Origin of the sequence: Pseudomonas sp. SMV71, from assembly GCF_052042015.1 — a bacterium.
Taxonomy (GTDB): domain Bacteria; phylum Pseudomonadota; class Gammaproteobacteria; order Pseudomonadales; family Pseudomonadaceae; genus Aquipseudomonas.
The window spans coordinates 41974-59894 of the sequence record NZ_JBKGGU010000006.1 but is presented as its reverse complement, the minus strand read 5'-3'; the positions used below and the strand labels follow the sequence as shown (position 1 = coordinate 59894).

Here is a 17921-nt window from a genome sequence, read left to right as displayed (position 1 = left end):
GACCTTACATGTGAATTTTATTCTTCAATCATATTCCAATGCGTGCGCTAATCAACGCACCCAACGCTGCGCATACTTCTCTCCAGCGGATTGACCCGCCCCCGCAATCTCATCATTGGAGAAGAGTATGAATCTTGGTTTAGAAGGCAAAACTGCGCTGGTAAGTGCTTCTACAGCAGGCATCGGCCTGGCGATCGCTACGCAACTGCTGGAAGACGGTGCTCGCGTAATTATTAACGGACGAAGCGAAGCGGGCGTGGCGCAGCGCGTCAGTGAGTTGAACGAGCGCTTCGGTGAAGAGCGCGCGCTGCCTCTGGTGGCAGATGTCAGTCAGGCGGGTGGTGAAGCGGCAGCGGTCGCTGCTTATCCGCAGATCGATATTCTGATTAACAATATGGGCACCTATGAGCTGAGCGACTTCTTCAGCACAAGTGATGAAGATTGGCAGCGCATGTTTGAGACCAACGTCTGGAGTGGCGTGCGTCTGGCCCGTACTTATATGAAGGGCATGCTGGAGCGCGGCCATGGTCGCGTAATTTTCATCTCGAGCGAAGTAGCACTGACGCCAATGGCCTCGATGGCCCATTACAGCGCGAGCAAGGCCACGCAATTGTCGATTTCACGTAGCTTGGCGGAGCTGACCAAGGGAACCTCGGTGACTGTCAACGCAGTCCTGCCAGGGCCTACCGAGACAGAAAGCCTCAAAGGCTTCATCGAGTCAGTGAACCCTGGGCTGCCGTACGCTGAGGCGGAAAAGAAGTTCATGACGCAGAACCGCCCCTCCTCGCTGATCTTCCGCCTGGCCAAGCCTGCTGAGGTCGCGAACGTTGTAGCGTTCCTTTCCAGCGAACGTGCGGCTGTCATCAATGGTGCAGCAATTCGGGCTGAAGGCGGGACCGTTCAGACTATCGCCTGATTAATCAGCTGTGGTGGGTGGTCAACTCTCGAACACCTGAAGTAATAATCCAAAGGGTTTCGGAATTATGCAGCGTACCTTTTTAATCACAGGGGCCAGCAAGGGAATTGGTCGGGCAATCTCCGAGCAACTTGCATCAGCTGGGCACCGAGTAGTAGGCATCGCTCGACGGGTGGAGGACAGTGGATTCCCAGGGGAATTGATCGCCGCCGACCTGAGCGATTGCGATAGCACGATCAAGACCCTTGCAGAGTTGAAGACCCGCTATACCTTCGACGGTCTTGTTAACAACGTGGGCCTCGTTAAGCCTCAAGGAATCGCGGAGGTTGACCTCACCAGCCTTGAGGATGTCATGAAGGTCAACTTGTATCCGGCGCTGCTGGCAACACAGGCGCTTCTCCCGGATATGTCCGCCAGACGCTGGGGCAGAATAGTGAACGTCTCCAGCCTGACGGTTCTCGGAATGCGCCAGCGCACTTCCTACGCCGCCGCAAAAGCCGCTTTGATCAGTTTCACACGTAGCTGGGCGTTGGAACTCGCCCAGAGTGGCATCACTGTTAATGCGATTGCACCGGGCCCGGTCGACACAGATCTTTTCCGAAGAGCAAATCCCGAAGGCAGCCCTGGCGAGGCCGCCTACGTTGCAGCAGTGCCTATGGGACGACTTGGTCAACCGCATGAAATCGCTGCCGCAGCGACTTTCTTGCTTGATGAGCACAGCTCTTTTATTACTGGTCAGACGCTCTACGTTGATGGTGGTGCATCAATCGGCAGGAGCCTGATTTAGCCGTAGTAGAGGCGGTACCCGTCCGATGGAGCGGCGAAGCGATTCAGCAAGACAGGGGGAGGCAAAACAGCCCTCTGCAGGGCCGTTCCAGGATCTTTCAGCGATTGACATCAAGAATGATTTTCCCGCGGGTGTGTCCGGCCCAGCTCTGTTTCACCGCGTCGACAACTTCGGTAAGCGGTAGCACCTGGGTCTGAAGCTGGAGCTTACCCGCTGTAAAAAGCGCGGCGATTTCTGCTAATTGACGTCCATCCGAGCGAGTAGCGAAGTTCTTGCCACTGACGCCGTATGCACGCGCCATTTCTGTATCGGGAGCGCTGACGGGTGAGACCAAGACGCCTCCCCGCTTGATCACGCTCCAGGAGCGGGCCTGCGTCTCTCCGCCCACCAGATCAATTACCGCATCGACATTAGCGACGCTGTCTTCGAATTGCGCGCGGGTGTAGTCAATTACCTCATCCGCGCCAAGCGAGCGGAGGTAGTCATGGTTTTTTGCAGAACTGGTTGCGATCACATACGCGCCCGCAAGGTGAGCGAGTTGAATAGCGAAGCTGCCCACGCCACCTGCGCCACCATGAATAAGAACCTTTTGGCCGGTCTGGAGAGCGGCGTGCTCATGCAATGCTTGCCACGCAGTCAACGCTGCAGCCGGTACGCCGCCCGCCTGTAACAACGACAGGTTCGTGGGGAGATGAGCCAGCCGATCTGCCGTCGAAAGCACTTGCGTCGCATATCCGCCAACAATGCCGATAAACCCGAACACCTGGTCGCCAACTACGAAGTCAATAACGTTCTTGCCAACTGCGGCGACCGTTCCCGAAACCTCTACGCCAGGTGTGTAAGGCAATGGCAGGGGAATGTACTGCCTCATCGAGCCGGACAGGATTTTCCAATCGATTGGATTGATTCCGCTGCCAGCGACATTGATCAGAACCTGATCGTCGTTGGGGGAAAGGTCTGGAACTTCTTTCAGCTCCAACGCTTCGGCCTGGCCGTAGTGTGCTACTTGGATAGCTTTCATGAATTCTCTCGTTTGCGAAGGACAAGGTTCACTGGCGATGTCAGACGTGCCGATGATTGAATCAGCTGCGACGAGCATCGAGGCTGAATCGACCCGCGCCAAAAGCGACGATTTGCAGAAGCCCGCCGGCCATAGCGATATTTTTGAAGAAATGGATGAACTGGTTCTGGTCAGCCAGAGCACTATGGAAAATCAATGCGGTAAAGACACTGAAAACCGCGAGCACTGCGGCGGTAGCGCGAGTGCGGTAGCCGGCGATCAACGCAGCACCGCCCAGAATTTCAACAGCGATCGCGACAGCCAACGCCAGTTGCGGGAATGGCAGCCCAACGGAGCCGATGTAACCGATCATCATGGCGGGTGCGCCAATTTTGGATACGCCTGAAAGAATAAAAATGGCGCTCAAAAAAACTCGACCCGCTAATGAAACAGCGCTGTTCAGGTGGGTGACGGGTGCAACGGCAACGCCGGAGATGCTTGCTGTTTGAGACATGACGGTAGACCCCTTTAGGTTCAGCGCTTCCCTCTGAAGAGCTGTTGTGGGAGGAGATACTGTCACCCTCCAGCTTTGCTTAATAGCCGATTAATTTCGACTTTTAGGTTCTATAAATTAGAAATGATGAGTCACAGGAGCCGGAATGAAAATTCCGGCATTTTTATTGCGCTCGGATGGGCATCGGATACGGCCTCCATCGAGGTCGCCAAGAAGGATTAACAAGGTCGTGGAACTGCTTCGCCAATGGATGGCCTCAACCTAGCGGCCGCTGGATTCGCTTTTTTCACCTATTTTCCGAGATGCCTTGATGAATAAGGATCACGCTGAACGGACCTCCCCACTAGGGCTGGAAGCCTATATCCGCGGCAAGCGTCTTGCTGCCTCGGATGAGCTCGATGCACGCGACGTATTAGTCCAGATATTCAACCGCGAACGGCAAGAGGACAGCTTTATCGTGCCTGCAGTGGCCGAACCCTTGCTGGTATGGGTCATTTCTGGAACGGCTGAGGTTGATGAAAGAATCTTGGGTGGTGAATGGGAAACCAGTGTCGTGAGCAAGGGCGATTTTTTTCTTACCACATCGGCCGAACCTTATGAAATGCGCTGGAACGTCTCCGGCGAAGAAGCATTCGTGGTGATGCATATCTACCTTGGTATTGCGCTTCTGGAGAGAGCCATTAGCGAGACGCTTGGCGGACCTGGTGCGGTTCGTCTGCGTGAGGTATCGGGTGGCCGCGACGGCGTCCTGTCCATGCTGATGGAGCAGTTTCGCAAAGAGCTGACCGATCATTCCACGGGCAGTGCGCTTTTTCTCCAGGGATTGGCGCAGTGCCTGGCCGTTCACCTTGCCCGCAATTACCTGGACGATTCGGCTGAGGATATCGCTCACCGCAATTCCCTGCCTGCATACAAGCTGCGGCGAGTACTGGAGGAGATGGAAGCTAATTTGCACAGGGAGTTCAGTTTAGGAACATTGGCTGAAGGGGCTGGTATGAGCGAGTTTCACTTCAGCCGATTGTTCAAGAAAGCCACCGGGCATTCGCCGTCTCAGTTTTTCATCCGACTGAGAATGGCCCGAGCCCGACAGCTTCTTTTAGAGACAGATCGCAGCATTATCGACATTGGACTTGACGTCGGTTACAGCAGCCCAAGCCACTTTTCGCAAGTGTTCAAGCGCGAGGTGGGCATAACGCCAAGCCACTATCGCAAGTGAATCCAGATGCTGACGAACGTCGATTAATGGAAAGTCGGAATTTCGAAAAGCAGTCATGTCGCCTCCGCTAATGACCGAAAAAAGAAAAAACGCGTGGTGCAGAACGCCCCACGCGTCTTGAGGCAAGGCATCAGCCCACAGGGATGCTCATGCCGCCGTCGGCCATCACTACCGAGCCAACAATGAAGCTGGCGCGCTCGGAGGCAAGGAAGGAAACAATTTCTGCGATCTCCTCAGGCGCCGCAGCACGGCCAATAGGGGCAGATTTGCCATGCTCCTCCAGGAAGCCGCGGCCGTCGTCCATGAAGTGGTTCAGCAAGTTGGTCACCACATCCCCTACCCCGATAGCGTTTACGCGGATGCCATGTTCGATCGCCTCGAGCGCCTGGGTGCGCGTCAGCTGGGCCAAGGCACCTTTGGATGCGGTATATGCCGCGATACCGGGGAATGCAAAGTAGGAGGCATACGAGGCGATATTTACGATCGCACCGGATTTGTTTTTCATCATTTCCTTCATCGCTTCACGGGAGTGAAGGAAAGCTCCGGTGACGTTGGTTTCCATCTGCCAAGTCCAGTCTTCGCGAGTCATTTCGATGACAGGTTTATAAAGGATGCGCCCCGCGTTATTAACCAGGACATCCAGCTTGCCGAACTTCTCGACTGCCAGGGCAACCGCTTTCTCGGCCGAGCCATCTACGGTGATGTCTGCTACGAAGGGGACAATGCCGGGGCGCTCAAGAGCGTTCACGGACGGGTCGATGTCCTCCGCAATCACTTTCGCACCGCGAGAATGGAGAAGTTCGGTAATAGCTTTACCAATACCGCTAGCCGCGCCGGTCACCAGAATTACTTTGTCAGCCACTTCATTGGGGGTTGGGGTGAAGTCAGTCATGTCGTGTCTCCAAGTAGTCATTGGGTAGTCGCTTTCGACAGTTCCAATGTCCCCCTTTTTAAGGTGCTCCTCTTTCGCAGCCTTGCTCAGCCTGTCGGGATTTTGCTTCTTTGTCGAAAAGCTCAGGCACTTCCCGCTTGTTGACCGAACCGTTCTATTAACCAACGCCCAGCCGGACCAGGTGGCGAGTCAGTTCTATAAATAGCGTCGAACGCATAAGTACCGCCTTTGCAGTCAGGCATATCCAGCTCGACCAGGCGCCCCTCTTCTAGGTCAGCTTTAACCATGGGCATGGGCATGTTTCCCCAGCCGATACCCTCTTTCAGAAGCATGTGTTTAGCGCCCAGATCTGCCAACCGCCAGGTGCGTGTGCTCACGACGGCGAAATCTTTGTCACCGGTAAGCGTTGAGCGGTCTGATAAGACCAATTGAACGAACTCCCTCGCAGCCCCAGGCAATTTGGGGCATTCCTCCGCCAGCGGATGAGCAGGCGATGCGACGGGTATCAATTGAACGCTGCCCACGCCGATGCGCTCGATGCCGTCCAGACCGATATCCAGCGGGCCGCTGACGCCAACTCCGGCTTTCTTGTTCATAACCAGCTGAGTCACTGCTCCCAGGGCTTCCATATGCAAGTGCAAGGTGACGGTGGGAAATACTTCTCTGAACGTCTTCAGCGCATCGACTACGCGATCGGCAGGGAGCATTACGTCTAGCGCGAGGTGAACCTCCGCCTCTAATCCATGCAGCAACCCAGAGACTTTTGCCCGGAGCCCGTTTACGCCGTTGGTAATGGTGCGTGCTTCGGCCAGCACGGTTCGACCGGCCCCCGTCAGTTGCGGTTTGCGCGTGGTTTTGCGGTCAAACAGCGAGACCCCAAGCTGCATTTCAAGGTTAGAAATCGTATAGCTCACGACCGATGTAGCACGATGCAGTTTTCGAGCGGCCGCGGCAAAGCTGCCCACCTCAACCACAGTCAGGAAAACTTTGAGTTGATCGAGCGTCGGCGTTCCAGGATCGGAGATCATTTCTATTGGCTCGAACGTTTTTGGGGAAATTATCCTAGTTTCGCAGACAGCAGTATGTCCACAGATTGGGACCTGATTTCCATTGAGGCTGTCGAAAAATGGCACACCTGCCGAACACTCGAATCGAGTAAACGATTCTGGCCGCCCATTCTGAGATCGCTAGAAGGCGATCATTAATGCGACGAAACATAATCCGACGACGATGAAGGCGCAGGCAACGCATAAGCAGCCTTCATCCGCTCGACTTCAGCCTGGGGCGTGCGGCCAAAGAGGCGCTTGAATTCGCGGCTGAACTGCGAGGCACTTTCGTAGCCGACAGTGAACGCCGCCGTCGAGGCGTTCATGGCGTTACGCAACATTAATAACCGCGCCTGGTGCAGGCGCGTCGACTTCAGGTATTGCATGGGGGACGAGTCCGTCACGTTGCGAAAGTGCAGATGAAAGTTGGGCACGCTCATGTTGGCTTCGCGGGCGAGGGATTCAACGTCCAGACGCTCCGAGTAGCCGCTGTGGATCCTGCGAATCGCCCGGGTAATCTGGCCGAAGTGCCCCTGGCGCCTCAGCGCCGCACGCATGGAACCGCCCTGTTCGCCGGTGAGGATGCGGTAATAGATTTCCCGCACCAGCGCCGGTCCGAGTATCTGTGCGTCACCCGGACGACTCATGGCTTCGAGAAACCGCAGCGTCGAGGCGCAGAGCGAATCGTCCATGGGCGAGGCATACATTCCCTTGGGCTGGGCATCGCTCGGCCCCAGGGTTTCATCCACTTGCAGCAGCAGTTCACTGGCCAATTGGAAGTCCAGGCGCATGTAGACCGCCAGCATGGGCTGCGCCTCGCTGGCATCGGTCTCCATGGTGAAAGGAACGGGCACGGAGACCACCAGATAATGCCGAGCGTCGTAAACGTAAACCTCATCCCCCAGGTAACCGCGCTTGCGCCCCTGGCACAGGATGACGATACCGGGGTCGTACAACACCGGCGTTCGGCTTAGCGGCCGGTTGGAGCGTAAGAACCGGATGTCATCCAGTGCGCTGAGGTTGTAGCCCTCGACCGGCGCCAGCTGCTCCATCAACTGCACCATGCGTGCGGTATTTGCGTCGGCCTGTGTCATCGGTGTCTCCCCTCGCCTGCTCTTCAGCCGTCGGTCGAACGAGTCAGCGCTTCCCATTGATCGATCTCTTTGGCGGCACGGTCCAGCTTGTCACGCACCAGGCCCAGTGCGTCGCTGCCTAATAACAGATGGGCCGGCGGCGTCGGGCTGGCAATCACTTGCAACATCGCCTGGGCTGCCTTTTGTGGATCGCCCGGTTGCTTGCCGCTCTTGGCTTCGCGAGCCGTGCGGATCGGGTCGAAGAGCGCGTCATAGTCCTCGATGCTGCGCTGGGTGCGCCGCATCGAACGGCCCGCCCAATCAGTGCGGAATGAGCCAGGCGCGACAGCCGTCACGAAGATGTTGAACGGTTGCAACTCTTTGCTCAGCGTATCGGAAATCCCTTCGAGGGCGAACTTGCTGCCGCAGTAATAGGCGATCCCAGGCATCGTGATCGTGCCACCCATGGACGTGATATTGAGGATATGCCCGGCACGACGCTTACGGAAATAGGGCAGGAATGCCTTGATCATCGCCACCGCGCCGAACACGTTGACGTCGAACTGACGACGCATTTCCTCCAGCGGCGACTCTTCGACGATGCCCTCATGCCCATAGCCGGCGTTGTTGACCAACACATCGACCGGGCCGTGGGCCGCTTCTGTGGTGGCGACCACGCTGTCGATCCGGGCGAAGTCGGTGACATCGAGGAGGACGCCGTGAGCGCGATCGGCGGACAGTTGCTCGAAGGCCTTGAGGTCCGCCTCGCTGCGTACAGTGCCGATGACCCGGTGGCCGGCCGCCAATGCTTGCTGGGCCAGGGCGTGGCCGAAGCCACTGCTGACGCCGGTGATAAACAGGGTTTTTATGCGGTGCATGACGAACTCCCATCAGTAGGTGTGCGCATGTTAGCCATCGCTGTCCAGGGTCACCTATGCCGGTTTGCCTTGCAGCCTTGCCTAGTCCTATCAAGGCAAATACCAGAGCGAGCCTCACGTCCGGCAAAGTTGCCCAGGCCTCTTCAGCTTGAATATAATGCGATTCATTATCAATTATGTAGTCTCCGGTATGCTGACGCGCAGCAACGACACATTGGGCCATGCCGATCTCGCGCTGCTCTACCGCAGCCATCATTCCTGGTTGCACGGCTGGCTGAGCCGGCGCATCGGTTGCCGCGAGAGTGCCGCAGACCTGGCGCAAGACACGTTCGTGCGCCTGCTCAAATCCCGTCAAGCAAGCCCCCTGCGCGAACCTCGTGCCTACCTGAGCAGCATCGCACGTGGGCTGATGATCGATCGGTATCGCCGTCGCGAGCTCGAACGCGCCTACCTCGAAAGCCTTGCGCTGCTGCCCTCCCAGGAAATCCCTTCTGAAGAGGAACGGTTGTTGATTCTGGACAGCCTTGAGCGGATCGACCGTCTGCTGGACCTGCTCAAGCCGAGGGTTCGCGAGGCGTTTCTACTGGCCCAGCTCGACGGCCTGACCTGCCAGCAGATCGCCGAGAAACTCGGTGTTTCCCGCTCTACGATTGAACGCGACCTGGCCAAGGCCCTGCAACATTGCTATCGCTTGCGCTATGCCGAACAGTGACGCGCAAGCGCTTGACCCAGCGGTGGTCGACCAGGCGATCCACTGGCTGGTGCGCCTGCGTTTCAACCCAGCCGATGAGCAAACCCGGAGCATCTTCGAGCACTGGTTGCAGCAGCGCCCGGAACATTTGCTAGCGTGGCAACGCGTGGAAGCCCTCGGCGATGACTTCGCGGGCGTTCCACCTGATCTGGTCCGGCACACCCTCAAAGGCCCCCGCGCCGGCATGCATCGGCGCCAAAGCCTGAAGCTGTTGGGTGTGTTGGCTACGTTGGGTGGAGCGACCTGGTTGGGCCGCAACTACACACCGCTGCCGGCCATGCTTGCCCAGCAGCACAGCAGGACCGGCGAACGCAAACGCTTGCAGCTCGATGACGGCAGCCTTCTCCAACTCAATAGCGACAGTGCCGTCGACAGCTATTTCAACGCGCAACGACGCCTGGTCGTGCTGCGGCGCGGCGAAATCATCGTGAACACCGGCGCCGATGCCGGTTCGGCGCAACCGCGTCCCTTGTGGCTACAGACACGCGACGGATTCATACGCACCCTCGATGCTCGGTTCCTGGTGCACGAACGTGACGACGGAACCGTCCTCGCGGTGCAGACCGGTGCAGTCACAGTATTTCCCGGGTCCAATCAAAGCCCGGTCCAAGACATCGTCCTGGCCGCCAACCAGCGGCTGTTCACCTCAAAGGGCGTTCGTGAGCTCAAGGACGATGGCCTGGATCTGTGGAGCTGGAGCGACGGCGTGATCAGCGCCCGCAACATGCGCCTCGGTGATTTTATCCAGGCCCTGTCGCGTTATCGCCCCGGCGTATTGCGCTGCGCCGAAGAGGTCTCGGACCTGCGCGTTTCCGGGACCTTTCAGCTCGCCGATACCGACCGGGTACTGGCCTTGGTTGCGCAGTCACTGCACCTGCAGATCGATTATCGAACCCAGTATTGGGTGACGTTGAGCGCGGCCAGTTAGATGCATTTTTTCGCCATGCGAATATTTAAATAAAAATGAGGTGATTTCTCATTCTCGTTCGGCATGTAAGAAAGGCTGAAATACAGGCCGATCTGCCGATCCCCTTTCACGGAGCGAGTTAATGAGTTCGTCCCCGGTTCCACAGCGTCTTCGACTGAATCGTGCCCTGCACGGCGCCGCACTTGGCTTCATCGTCAGCAGCTACGCACTGCCGTCCCTGGCGCAATCGACGAGCGTCGATCAAACCCACCCGGTTCACCAGTGGAATATTCCCGCCGGACCACTGGCCCCGGCGCTGGATCGCTTTGCGCGTGAGGCCGGCATCAGCCTGTCCTTCGATGCCTCAAACGTGGCGAACCGCAACACCCGGGGTGTGAGCGGCGCATTAGATATTCCCCAAGCCCTGTCTTCGTTGTTGCAGGGCAGCGACATAGAAGTGCAACAGCAAGGGCCGAACGCTTACCTGCTAACGCCGCAAACCAGAGCCGAGGGCGAACTCGACGACTATCGCCTCGCCCCCATCCTCGTCAACGCCAAGGCCCGGGTCGACGGCACCGAAGACACTCACTCGGTGGTCGCCCAGGAACTCTGGGTCGGCGGTAAAGTGGCCACCAGCATTCTCAACACGCCCGCCTCGGTCTCCGTGGTGACCGACAAGGAAATGCAGCAGCGCAGCGTGAGCACGACCGAAGAACTGCTGCAGTACACGCCAGGGGTGATAACCGATTATTACGGCACGGACGACCGCAACGACTACTTCCAGATTCGCGGCTTCCAGGCCACGACATATCGGGACGGTCTGACCCTGGGCTCAATGCGTGGCGTGCGTGAGGAGCCTTTCGCCTATGAGCGCGTCGAGGTGATACGCGGGGCCAACTCCACACTGTTCGGCCCGGCCGACCCCGGCGGCTCGGTGAACTTCGTCAGCAAGAAGCCACGCTTCGACAAGTTCGGCCAGGGCTATGTCACCTACGGTTCTTTCGACCATGTCGAATCCGGCATCGACGTCGGGGACTCGCTGAACCAGGAACAGACCGTGGCCGGTCGCTTCACGGCAAAGCTGCAAGACAGCGATCGCGAGTACGACCACTCCCGGGACGACAACAAGTTCTTGATGGGCGGCCTGACCTGGTCACCCACAGATTTCACTTCGGCCTCGGTGATCGTCGATTACCTGAAAACCCAAAGCTCGCCCAACAGCGGTGGTTATCCGCTGGACAAGGAATACGACCGCAAGAAGTTCTACGGCGAGCCCAGCTACAACTTCCACGATGTCGAGCGCACCAACATCAGTGGCACCTTCAGCCATGATTTCGATAATGGGTTCGTATTGCGCAGCAACCTTCGCTACAGCGAACTTAACGATGATTTCGGCTATGTGTTCCTCAGCGACTCCACGACTCGCACCGGAACCACAGTCCCGCGTTATATCTTTGGCACCGACAGCGAAGCCGAGCAGCTGAACGGCAATTTGATGCTGCAATACGATGCCCGTTTCGAAAACATCGACAGCAGTACCTTGGTGGGCGTGGAGTATGGCGACTCCTCGACCGAGGAAAGCTCCGTGTATTCCCCGACGGGCTCCATCGACCTTGCCCACCCGGTGTTCACGGGGGTGCCAAGCGGCGTAGCGCCCTACAGCAACGACAAGCTCGATACCAAGACCAAGGCCGTGTTCCTGCAGCAGAACCTGTCCTTCTACGAGCGCTTTATCGTCACTGCCGGCGTGCGCAACGACTCGCTGGACCTGTCCAGCACCGACATCAATAACCTGAAAGAATCGGACAACTTCTCGGAAACCTCCTATCGCGGCGCGCTGACCTATATCGTCAACGACGAAGTTTCCACTTACGTCAGCATGGTGGAATCGGTCTCGCCGCCAACCGTTGGCGTTGTTCCGAAGACAGGCAAGCAATACGAAGTGGGGGTGAAATACGCGCCCATCGGGATGGACGCATTGTTCTCGGCGGCGGTCTACGACTTGACCCAGGAAAATGTCAGCATCGCTGTCGTATTGCCCAGTGGAGTCATCGAGCAACAGACCGTTGGCGAATCACGGGTGCGCGGGCTGGACCTGGAAGCCAAGGCTGAGCTGACCCCTAACCTGAGCCTGGTGGGCGGCTACTCCTACATGGAGTCCGAAGTGTTGCGCGGGACCTTGTACGACGGCAGCTCACTGAAAGGAAATGAGTTCGCCACCGCGCCGAAACACTCCGCGTCGCTGTGGACCTATTACAACGTACCCGACACCGATGTCAGCGTTGGCCTGGGCGCACGGTATGTGGGCTCCTACTACTTCGACGCGGCCAACACCGGCACCAGCGATGGCACCACGCTGTTCGATGCGGCGTTCAACTATAAGCTCTACAAAGGCACCGACCTGGCAATTAACGTCAGCAACCTTCTGGATGAGCAACATGTGGTCGGGTCGGGGACCGCGAACTACTACAACCCGGGGCGTGAGATCACGGCGAAGCTGAGTTACAACTGGTAAGCCGCGGTCCACAACAGCGACGCCCTGTGGGAGCAACTTGCTCCCACAGGGCGAGCGTCAAATGCCCGGCCCCCTGACGTAGGCCGGTAACCTGGCCAGGCGGTCCCATCCCTGAGCACTGATTTGCGAGCCATTGCGCAACGACAAGCTCTCCAGCGGCAAGTGTTCCAGCACCGACACCATGGCCGACGTAAGCCGCGACTCCCCCGGCCCGGCTTCTAGCGTCAGGTCCCGCAATGGCAACCCCGCCAAATGCGCCACGCCGGCATCGGTCAACCAAGGACTTTCATACAGGCCCAGGCGTTGCAGCGGCAGGTTACGCAAACAGGCCAGATCGCCATCGCGCAGGTCCAAGCCACTGATCTCCAATTGCTCCAAGGGCAGGCCCAGTTCGCTGAGCTTACGTAACGTCTTGCCGTCGATCCCCTGGCAAAAGCTCAAGTCAAGCCTTCTAAGCGGCAGGCCAGCCAGTTGTTTCAGTTCCTTCCAAGTAATGTCGTTCAACGAGAGATCCAGAGACTCCAGATTCAACCCACGAAGATCCCTCAACGTGTCGGCGCATACACCCTGCACATCGGAGAGCCCCAGGCGCTTCAGCGGAAAGCCGTGCAGCACGTCGAGCTGTTCGATCATCATCCGCGACGACTTGAGATCCAGCTCCGCAAGCGGCATCCCTTCGAGTACTTCCAGTTCCTCCTCGCCCACATAAGCCGATTGAAGCGAAAGCCGCTCGATGGGCAAACTTCGGATAGCGAGCATCGCGGCCTCGCTCGCGTAACAGTCATCGAGGCTCAGGGAACGCAGCCCGGTCAAGCGGGAGAGCCAGGACGGGTCCTTCAAAATCGCGCCACTGCCCTCAATCGACAGTTGTTCCAGCGGCTGACCGCACAGATGCGCCATGCCCCGCGAAGTGAGTTCACCGGCACGCTGTAGGGTGAGAGAGCGCAATTTCAGTTGTGAGAGTTCGAAAAGACCGTCGTCGGAAATCTCATCGCAACGATTGAGCGACAAGGCTTGCAGCGGGCTGTGGGCGAGCTGCTTGAGGAAACGGTCATCGAAATCGTCGCCGTAGGTTTCCAGCTTCAGGCTGCGCAGCCGTTCGAGCGAAGGGAGGCAGGTGGCATTGTCATGACGGGAAAAACCGCTGATCTCCAGCGTTTCGAGCGCAAGGTCTGGCAGCCGTCGCCACAGATCCGGGTCGCAACTGAACCTCGGGCTGTTGAGCACCAAGGTACGCAACGGTAATCCGGCCAGGGCGTCGAGCCACTGCGGCTCGGCATCATCGATTTCCACATGGTCCACCGGCAGGCCCTGCAACTGCGGCAACAACGGCCCGGGGCGATTGCGGTGGGCGGTGGTGTGCAGTTGGGCGATAGCCAATTTTGCCGCTGGATCGCAGAGGCCGGCGGCGACTCGCAGGCCGTCCAGGGACGCCTCGCCGGTGTTCAGCAGATCGCAATAAAGTGACGCTCGTGTGGCGATGTCGTCGGGTGAAGTGGCGAGTCGGGTCATCAAGGCGTTGCGGTTGGCAGTCTGCACTGTTCACGAGTCCGAAGTGAGGGGCGCGGCTTACGGCGAAATCCATTTCATCACAAAAATCCTGCGCTGCTCACAGAAACAAGCACCTTGCGGCAGCCGAAGGATGCAACCTGCCTCACTATTTGGATGTGCTGGAAAAAAATGCACTAAGCCCGACTTGTCTACCGCTCCCCAACACCACCCGTCCGTCTTTTTTCCCGTGTAGCTTCACTGCACTTTCTATTTCTGAATACAGCACCGGCTTGAACTCGATGACGGCTTCCCGGTCGCCAGCGAAGATAAACCTGTTTATGTTTTTGCTGAACCACGCCTGATACGCCAATGAGCTTTTGACGAAATTGTAGACATCCTTCAGTGGGTCTCCTTGGCTGATGTTACTGAGGTCGAACAGGATCACCTGATCAACTGACCCGTCGATAATTCCTCGACGATAATCGAGCTCCTCTTTCACGCTTCGCGAGTCAGGGAATTTGCGCTGTTGCATGAAGTAGTCGGACAGGAAGGTGGAGAGTTTCGAGCAGCGAGGGGTCTTCAATTCTATGGCGAAAACCCGGTTGTCCAGCTTCACGTAATAGTCAGGATAGGTGATGTTGCCTTTCTGGAAATACAGAGCGCCATCCGCATAACAAATCTCCTCCCGCCCTAGAACAACCTGGCGCCCCTCCCGGTTGCCGATGACGGTTCTCGACTTTGCCAAGCCCGGCTCAGGAACTGTTTCGTCATCGCAGAAGCTACCGGTATTGGCTCGATAAGCCTTGAACTGTCCATCCCTGGCGAGAAAAAGGTAATTGGCTTCGTGGAGCTTCTGATACATCCGCGCTTGCGACTGCGCTTCCACCACCGTGAGGTTTCCCTGGTGCAATGAGGCGCTGAACTCGTCGTAGGCATCGCTGGCCGAGACTTTCTGTTCGAGCGTAGGTACGGACGAAGAGGGGTTGGTAAACGTGGGGACCGGGACCGGTGACCCCGGTAGCGACTGAGAAGAGAACGGAGACGTCGGAGGAGAGAACGAAGAACCGAAAGAAGCGACCGGCGAAGGTGGCGGGGAAAAGGACGGAACGGCAACGGTAGGCTGCGTGATCACGGGCGCAGAGGTGGTTGCGGAGCCGCTTCGGTCTTGCCTCCCAAAAAGACGGGTAATCGGCACTTTCGCTCGCGGATGGTATTCCGATTTGAGTACCGGATGATCCGAGACATACGTCGCCCGCCTAAAGGTGGCCTTCAGCTTGCTGCCGCACGCCGGGCAGACTCTGTGCGCCAACATATGCGGCGTCAGTTTTTTTTCTGAGCGACTGAGGTGCGCCCGATCGCAAATGAAAAAATATGACATCGACGCTCCTTATCGATTTTTCCGGATGCCATTCTGGATCCGCGACCCGTGGATAAACGACGAAGGCCATCGCAGTGTAGTCAGCCCTTCACAAATGCGCCCAATGATCTGGGCATGCCCGAGAGGAATCTTTCGGCAGCAATAAACCCGTGGCGAGGGAGCTTGCTCCCGCTGGGCTGCGCAGCAGTCCCCAGGCCATCCACTCAACGCAACAAGAGGGAGGGTGCCTCATGAACTTTTCTTCACCCCACGCCCCCGAGCGATTCGGTAAAGTCCCCTCGCTCATTCAAGAAACTAAGGTTTAGCCCGCGCTCCCGCGGGCTTTTTTTTGTGCTTGATTTTGCCGGCGTATGGGTGGTCTCCACGCAACAGCGGAAAGGGCGACGTGGGCAAGCAGTGAAACCAATGTGAAAAAAAGCTTGGCGCATGCGCGCGAACATTTCGCGACAGGTGAACACCGCGAAAAAATCTTTCAGATCCAGGGTCGGCGGCCGATACAGGCCTGTTACACATTTCTGCTGGTTCTTAAAAACAACAATCTTCCAGCCAACCGACGACAAGCAGCACAACGTTCCTGGAGGAATTGAATGAACAGCTGGTTCGGCAACATAAGCGTCAACATGAAATTGGGCCTGGGCTTCGGCCTGGTGCTGGTCCTGACCTGCCTGCTGGCCTTCACCAGCTGGACCAGCCTGGGCGGGCTGATCAACCGCAGCAACTGGATGAGCGACATCACCCAGCTCAACGCCGGCCTGACCAAGCTTCGCGTCACGCGCCTGCAATACATGCTGACCAATGGCGACGAGACCGCCGCGCAGAACGTGCAAACCACCCTCGATGGTTTCGTTGCACAACAGAACAAGCTGCTCAGCACGTTCAAGAGCCCTGAGAACCTCAAGCTGCTCAAGGAGCAGAGCGCGGTCATCAGCGCTTACCAGGTGTCCTTGAATAAAATGCGCAGTGCCTATCGCACCGGCAACACAGCGCGTGACGCCATGGGCGCGAACGCGGAGATCGCCTACAAGCTGATCGAAACGATCAACAACGACGTGAAGCAAATGGCGCTGAGCGACGAGCGCTTCGAACAGTTCCAGGCGATCACCCAGGCCAAGCAGGAATTCATGCTGGCCCGCTATGAAGTGCGCGGCTATACGGCCAACAGCAACGCCGACACCGAACGCAAGGCCGTCGCCCAGCTGGACGCCGCGATCGCTTCGCTCAAGCCGCTGAACGAACATTTCTCCAGCACTCGCCAGGACGAGCTGCGCCAGTTGGAAAGTGCCCTGATCCAATACCGCAGTGCCTTGCAAGCCTTTAAGCTGGCCACGGCCGATGCGGTGCAGGCGCGCAAGGAGATGACCGACCAGGGCGCCGCCATCGTGACCCTGAGCGAACAGCTGTACCAGATTCAACTCGACCGCCGCGACGCTGAAAGCGCCCAGGCCCGGACCCTGCAACTGATCAGCACACTGCTCGCCTTGCTGGTCGGTATCGTGGCCGCCGTCATCATCACCCGCCAGATCACCGGCCCGCTGCGCGACACCCTGGCTGTGGTCGAGCGCATTGCCGGCGGCGATCTGTCCCAGAATGTCATCGTGACCCGTCGCGATGAACTGGGCGTCCTGCAACAAGGCATCGCGCGCATGGGCGTGACCCTGCGCGACTTGATCAGCGGCATCCGCGATGGTGTGACCCAGATCGCCAGCGCCGCCGAGGAGTTGTCCGCCGTCACCGAGCAGACCAGCGCCGGCGTCAACAGCCAGAAGGTCGAGACCGATCAGGTGGCAACCGCCATGCACGAGATGACCGCCACTGTGCAGGAAGTTGCCCGCAACGCCGAAGAAGCCTCCCAGGCCGCGGCCGCCGCAGACGGCGAGGCCCGTGCGGGCGATCAGGTGGTCAACGAAGCCATCGCCCAGATCGAGCGCCTGGCCAGCGAAGTGGTGCGCTCCACCGACGCCATGACTGTGTTGCAGCAGGAAAGCGACAAGATCGGCAGCGTCATGGACGTGATCAAGGCCGTGGCCGAACAGACCAACCTACTGGCACTCAACGCAGCGATCGAAGCGGCACGTGCCGGTGAAGCCGGGCGTGGTTTCGCCGTGGTCGCCGATGAAGTCCGCGGCCTGGCCCAGCGCACGCAGAAGTCCACCGAAGAGATCGAAGGCCTGGTGGCCGGCCTGCAGAACGGTACGCAGCAAGTGGCCGCCGTGATGAACAACAGCCGCAGCCTCACCGACAGCAGCGTGGCCCTGACCCGCAAGGCCGGCGCATCCCTGGAAAACATCACCCGAACGGTGTCGAACATCCAGTCGATGAACCAGCAGATCGCCGCCGCGGCCGAGCAGCAAAGCGCCGTGGCCGAGGAAATCAGCCGCAGCATCATCAACGTGCGCGACGTCTCCGAACAGACCGCCGCCGCCAGCGACGAAACCGCCGCCTCCAGCGTTGAACTGGCGCGGTTGGGCAATCAATTGCAGATGATGGTGAGCCACTTCCGCGTCTGATGACCGACCCGAGGCCTCACACCTGCGAGGCCTACTCGATTGTGCCACCC

The 17921-nt window shown here is 58.2% G+C and carries 15 protein-coding genes and 1 pseudogene; 8 read left to right on the top strand and 8 right to left on the bottom strand.

The window, feature by feature from the left end; all coding sequences use genetic code 11:
• The first annotated feature begins 127 nt into the window (after positions 1-127).
• Together ACLEJQ_RS07445 and ACLEJQ_RS07440 are read left to right on the top strand one after the other, a co-directional pair.
• Positions 128-916 (top strand): SDR family NAD(P)-dependent oxidoreductase, encoded by a 789-nt coding sequence (locus ACLEJQ_RS07445; protein ID WP_440793614.1) that lies wholly within the window; start codon positions 128-130, stop codon positions 914-916.
• Positions 917-980: 64 nt separating this feature from the next.
• A complete protein-coding gene (locus ACLEJQ_RS07440; RefSeq protein ID WP_440793944.1) occupies positions 981-1703 on the top strand; it encodes an SDR family oxidoreductase in 723 nt (240 codons plus the stop codon).
• A gap of 97 nt (positions 1704-1800) precedes the next feature.
• Here the strand turns inward: ACLEJQ_RS07440 and ACLEJQ_RS07435 are convergent, their stop codons facing one another.
• Positions 1801-2724, bottom strand: a complete 924-nt coding sequence (locus ACLEJQ_RS07435; protein WP_440793612.1) for an NADP-dependent oxidoreductase — start codon at positions 2722-2724, stop codon at positions 1801-1803.
• A 61-nt stretch (positions 2725-2785) separates the two neighbouring features.
• Complete coding sequence (locus ACLEJQ_RS07430; protein WP_440793610.1) at positions 2786-3217, bottom strand: DoxX family protein; 432 nt, start codon at positions 3215-3217, stop codon at positions 2786-2788.
• Positions 3218-3527: 310 nt separating this feature from the next.
• Here ACLEJQ_RS07430 and ACLEJQ_RS07425 point away from each other — a divergent pair, with 310 nt between their 5' ends.
• Positions 3528-4433, top strand: coding sequence for a helix-turn-helix domain-containing protein (locus ACLEJQ_RS07425; RefSeq protein ID WP_440793609.1), 906 nt, complete (start codon positions 3528-3530; stop codon positions 4431-4433).
• A gap of 130 nt (positions 4434-4563) precedes the next feature.
• On the opposite strand, the gene ACLEJQ_RS07420 is transcribed toward ACLEJQ_RS07425, so the two are convergent.
• From ACLEJQ_RS07420 to ACLEJQ_RS07405, 4 genes are all read right to left on the bottom strand, one after another.
• The gene (locus tag ACLEJQ_RS07420; protein ID WP_340662440.1) at positions 4564-5325 is read right to left on the bottom strand and encodes an SDR family NAD(P)-dependent oxidoreductase; all 762 of its coding nucleotides are present in this window, start codon (positions 5323-5325) and stop codon (positions 4564-4566) included.
• A 122-nt stretch (positions 5326-5447) separates the two neighbouring features.
• A complete protein-coding gene (locus ACLEJQ_RS07415) occupies positions 5448-6353 on the bottom strand; it encodes a LysR family transcriptional regulator (protein ID WP_440793607.1) in 906 nt (301 codons plus the stop codon).
• Positions 6354-6526: 173 nt separating this feature from the next.
• Positions 6527-7465 carry an AraC family transcriptional regulator N-terminal domain-containing protein gene (locus ACLEJQ_RS07410; protein WP_440793605.1) on the bottom strand — a complete coding sequence of 313 codons (939 nt, stop codon included), beginning with the start codon at positions 7463-7465 and terminating at the stop codon, positions 6527-6529.
• 23 nt (positions 7466-7488) lie between these two features.
• Entirely contained in the window at positions 7489-8322 is an 834-nt protein-coding gene (locus ACLEJQ_RS07405; RefSeq protein WP_440793603.1) for an oxidoreductase, read from the bottom strand.
• Between the two features lie 190 nt (positions 8323-8512).
• On the opposite strand from ACLEJQ_RS07405, the gene ACLEJQ_RS07400 reads away from it, so the two are divergent.
• The 3 genes from ACLEJQ_RS07400 (at position 8513) to ACLEJQ_RS07390 (ending at position 12495) form a co-directional block, all read left to right on the top strand.
• Positions 8513-9034 (top strand): sigma-70 family RNA polymerase sigma factor, encoded by a 522-nt coding sequence (locus ACLEJQ_RS07400; protein WP_440793602.1) that lies wholly within the window; start codon positions 8513-8515, stop codon positions 9032-9034.
• Positions 9021-10001, top strand: a complete 981-nt coding sequence (locus ACLEJQ_RS07395) for a DUF4880 domain-containing protein (protein WP_440793600.1) — start codon at positions 9021-9023, stop codon at positions 9999-10001. The genes ACLEJQ_RS07400 and ACLEJQ_RS07395 overlap by 14 nt, the downstream gene beginning before the upstream one ends.
• Before the next feature lie 121 nt (positions 10002-10122).
• Positions 10123-12495, top strand: a complete 2373-nt coding sequence (locus ACLEJQ_RS07390; RefSeq protein WP_440793598.1) for a TonB-dependent siderophore receptor — start codon at positions 10123-10125, stop codon at positions 12493-12495.
• A 57-nt stretch (positions 12496-12552) separates the two neighbouring features.
• Here ACLEJQ_RS07390 and ACLEJQ_RS07385 read toward each other — a convergent pair whose 3' ends face one another.
• Both ACLEJQ_RS07385 and ACLEJQ_RS07380 read right to left on the bottom strand, forming a co-directional pair.
• The gene (locus ACLEJQ_RS07385) at positions 12553-14034 is read right to left on the bottom strand and encodes a leucine-rich repeat domain-containing protein (protein WP_440793597.1); all 1482 of its coding nucleotides are present in this window, start codon (positions 14032-14034) and stop codon (positions 12553-12555) included.
• A gap of 118 nt (positions 14035-14152) precedes the next feature.
• Positions 14153-15364, bottom strand: coding sequence for a hypothetical protein (locus tag ACLEJQ_RS07380; protein WP_440793595.1), 1212 nt, complete (start codon positions 15362-15364; stop codon positions 14153-14155).
• Between the two features lie 587 nt (positions 15365-15951).
• Between ACLEJQ_RS07380 and ACLEJQ_RS07375 the strand changes: the two are divergent.
• Positions 15952-16965: pseudogene (locus ACLEJQ_RS07375) on the top strand (methyl-accepting chemotaxis protein); the annotation flags it as partial.
• Positions 16966-17007: 42 nt separating this feature from the next.
• On the top strand, positions 17008-17871 hold the full coding sequence (locus tag ACLEJQ_RS07370; protein WP_440793942.1) for a methyl-accepting chemotaxis protein: 864 nt from the start codon (positions 17008-17010) through the stop codon (positions 17869-17871).
• Positions 17872-17921: the final 50 nt, after the last annotated feature.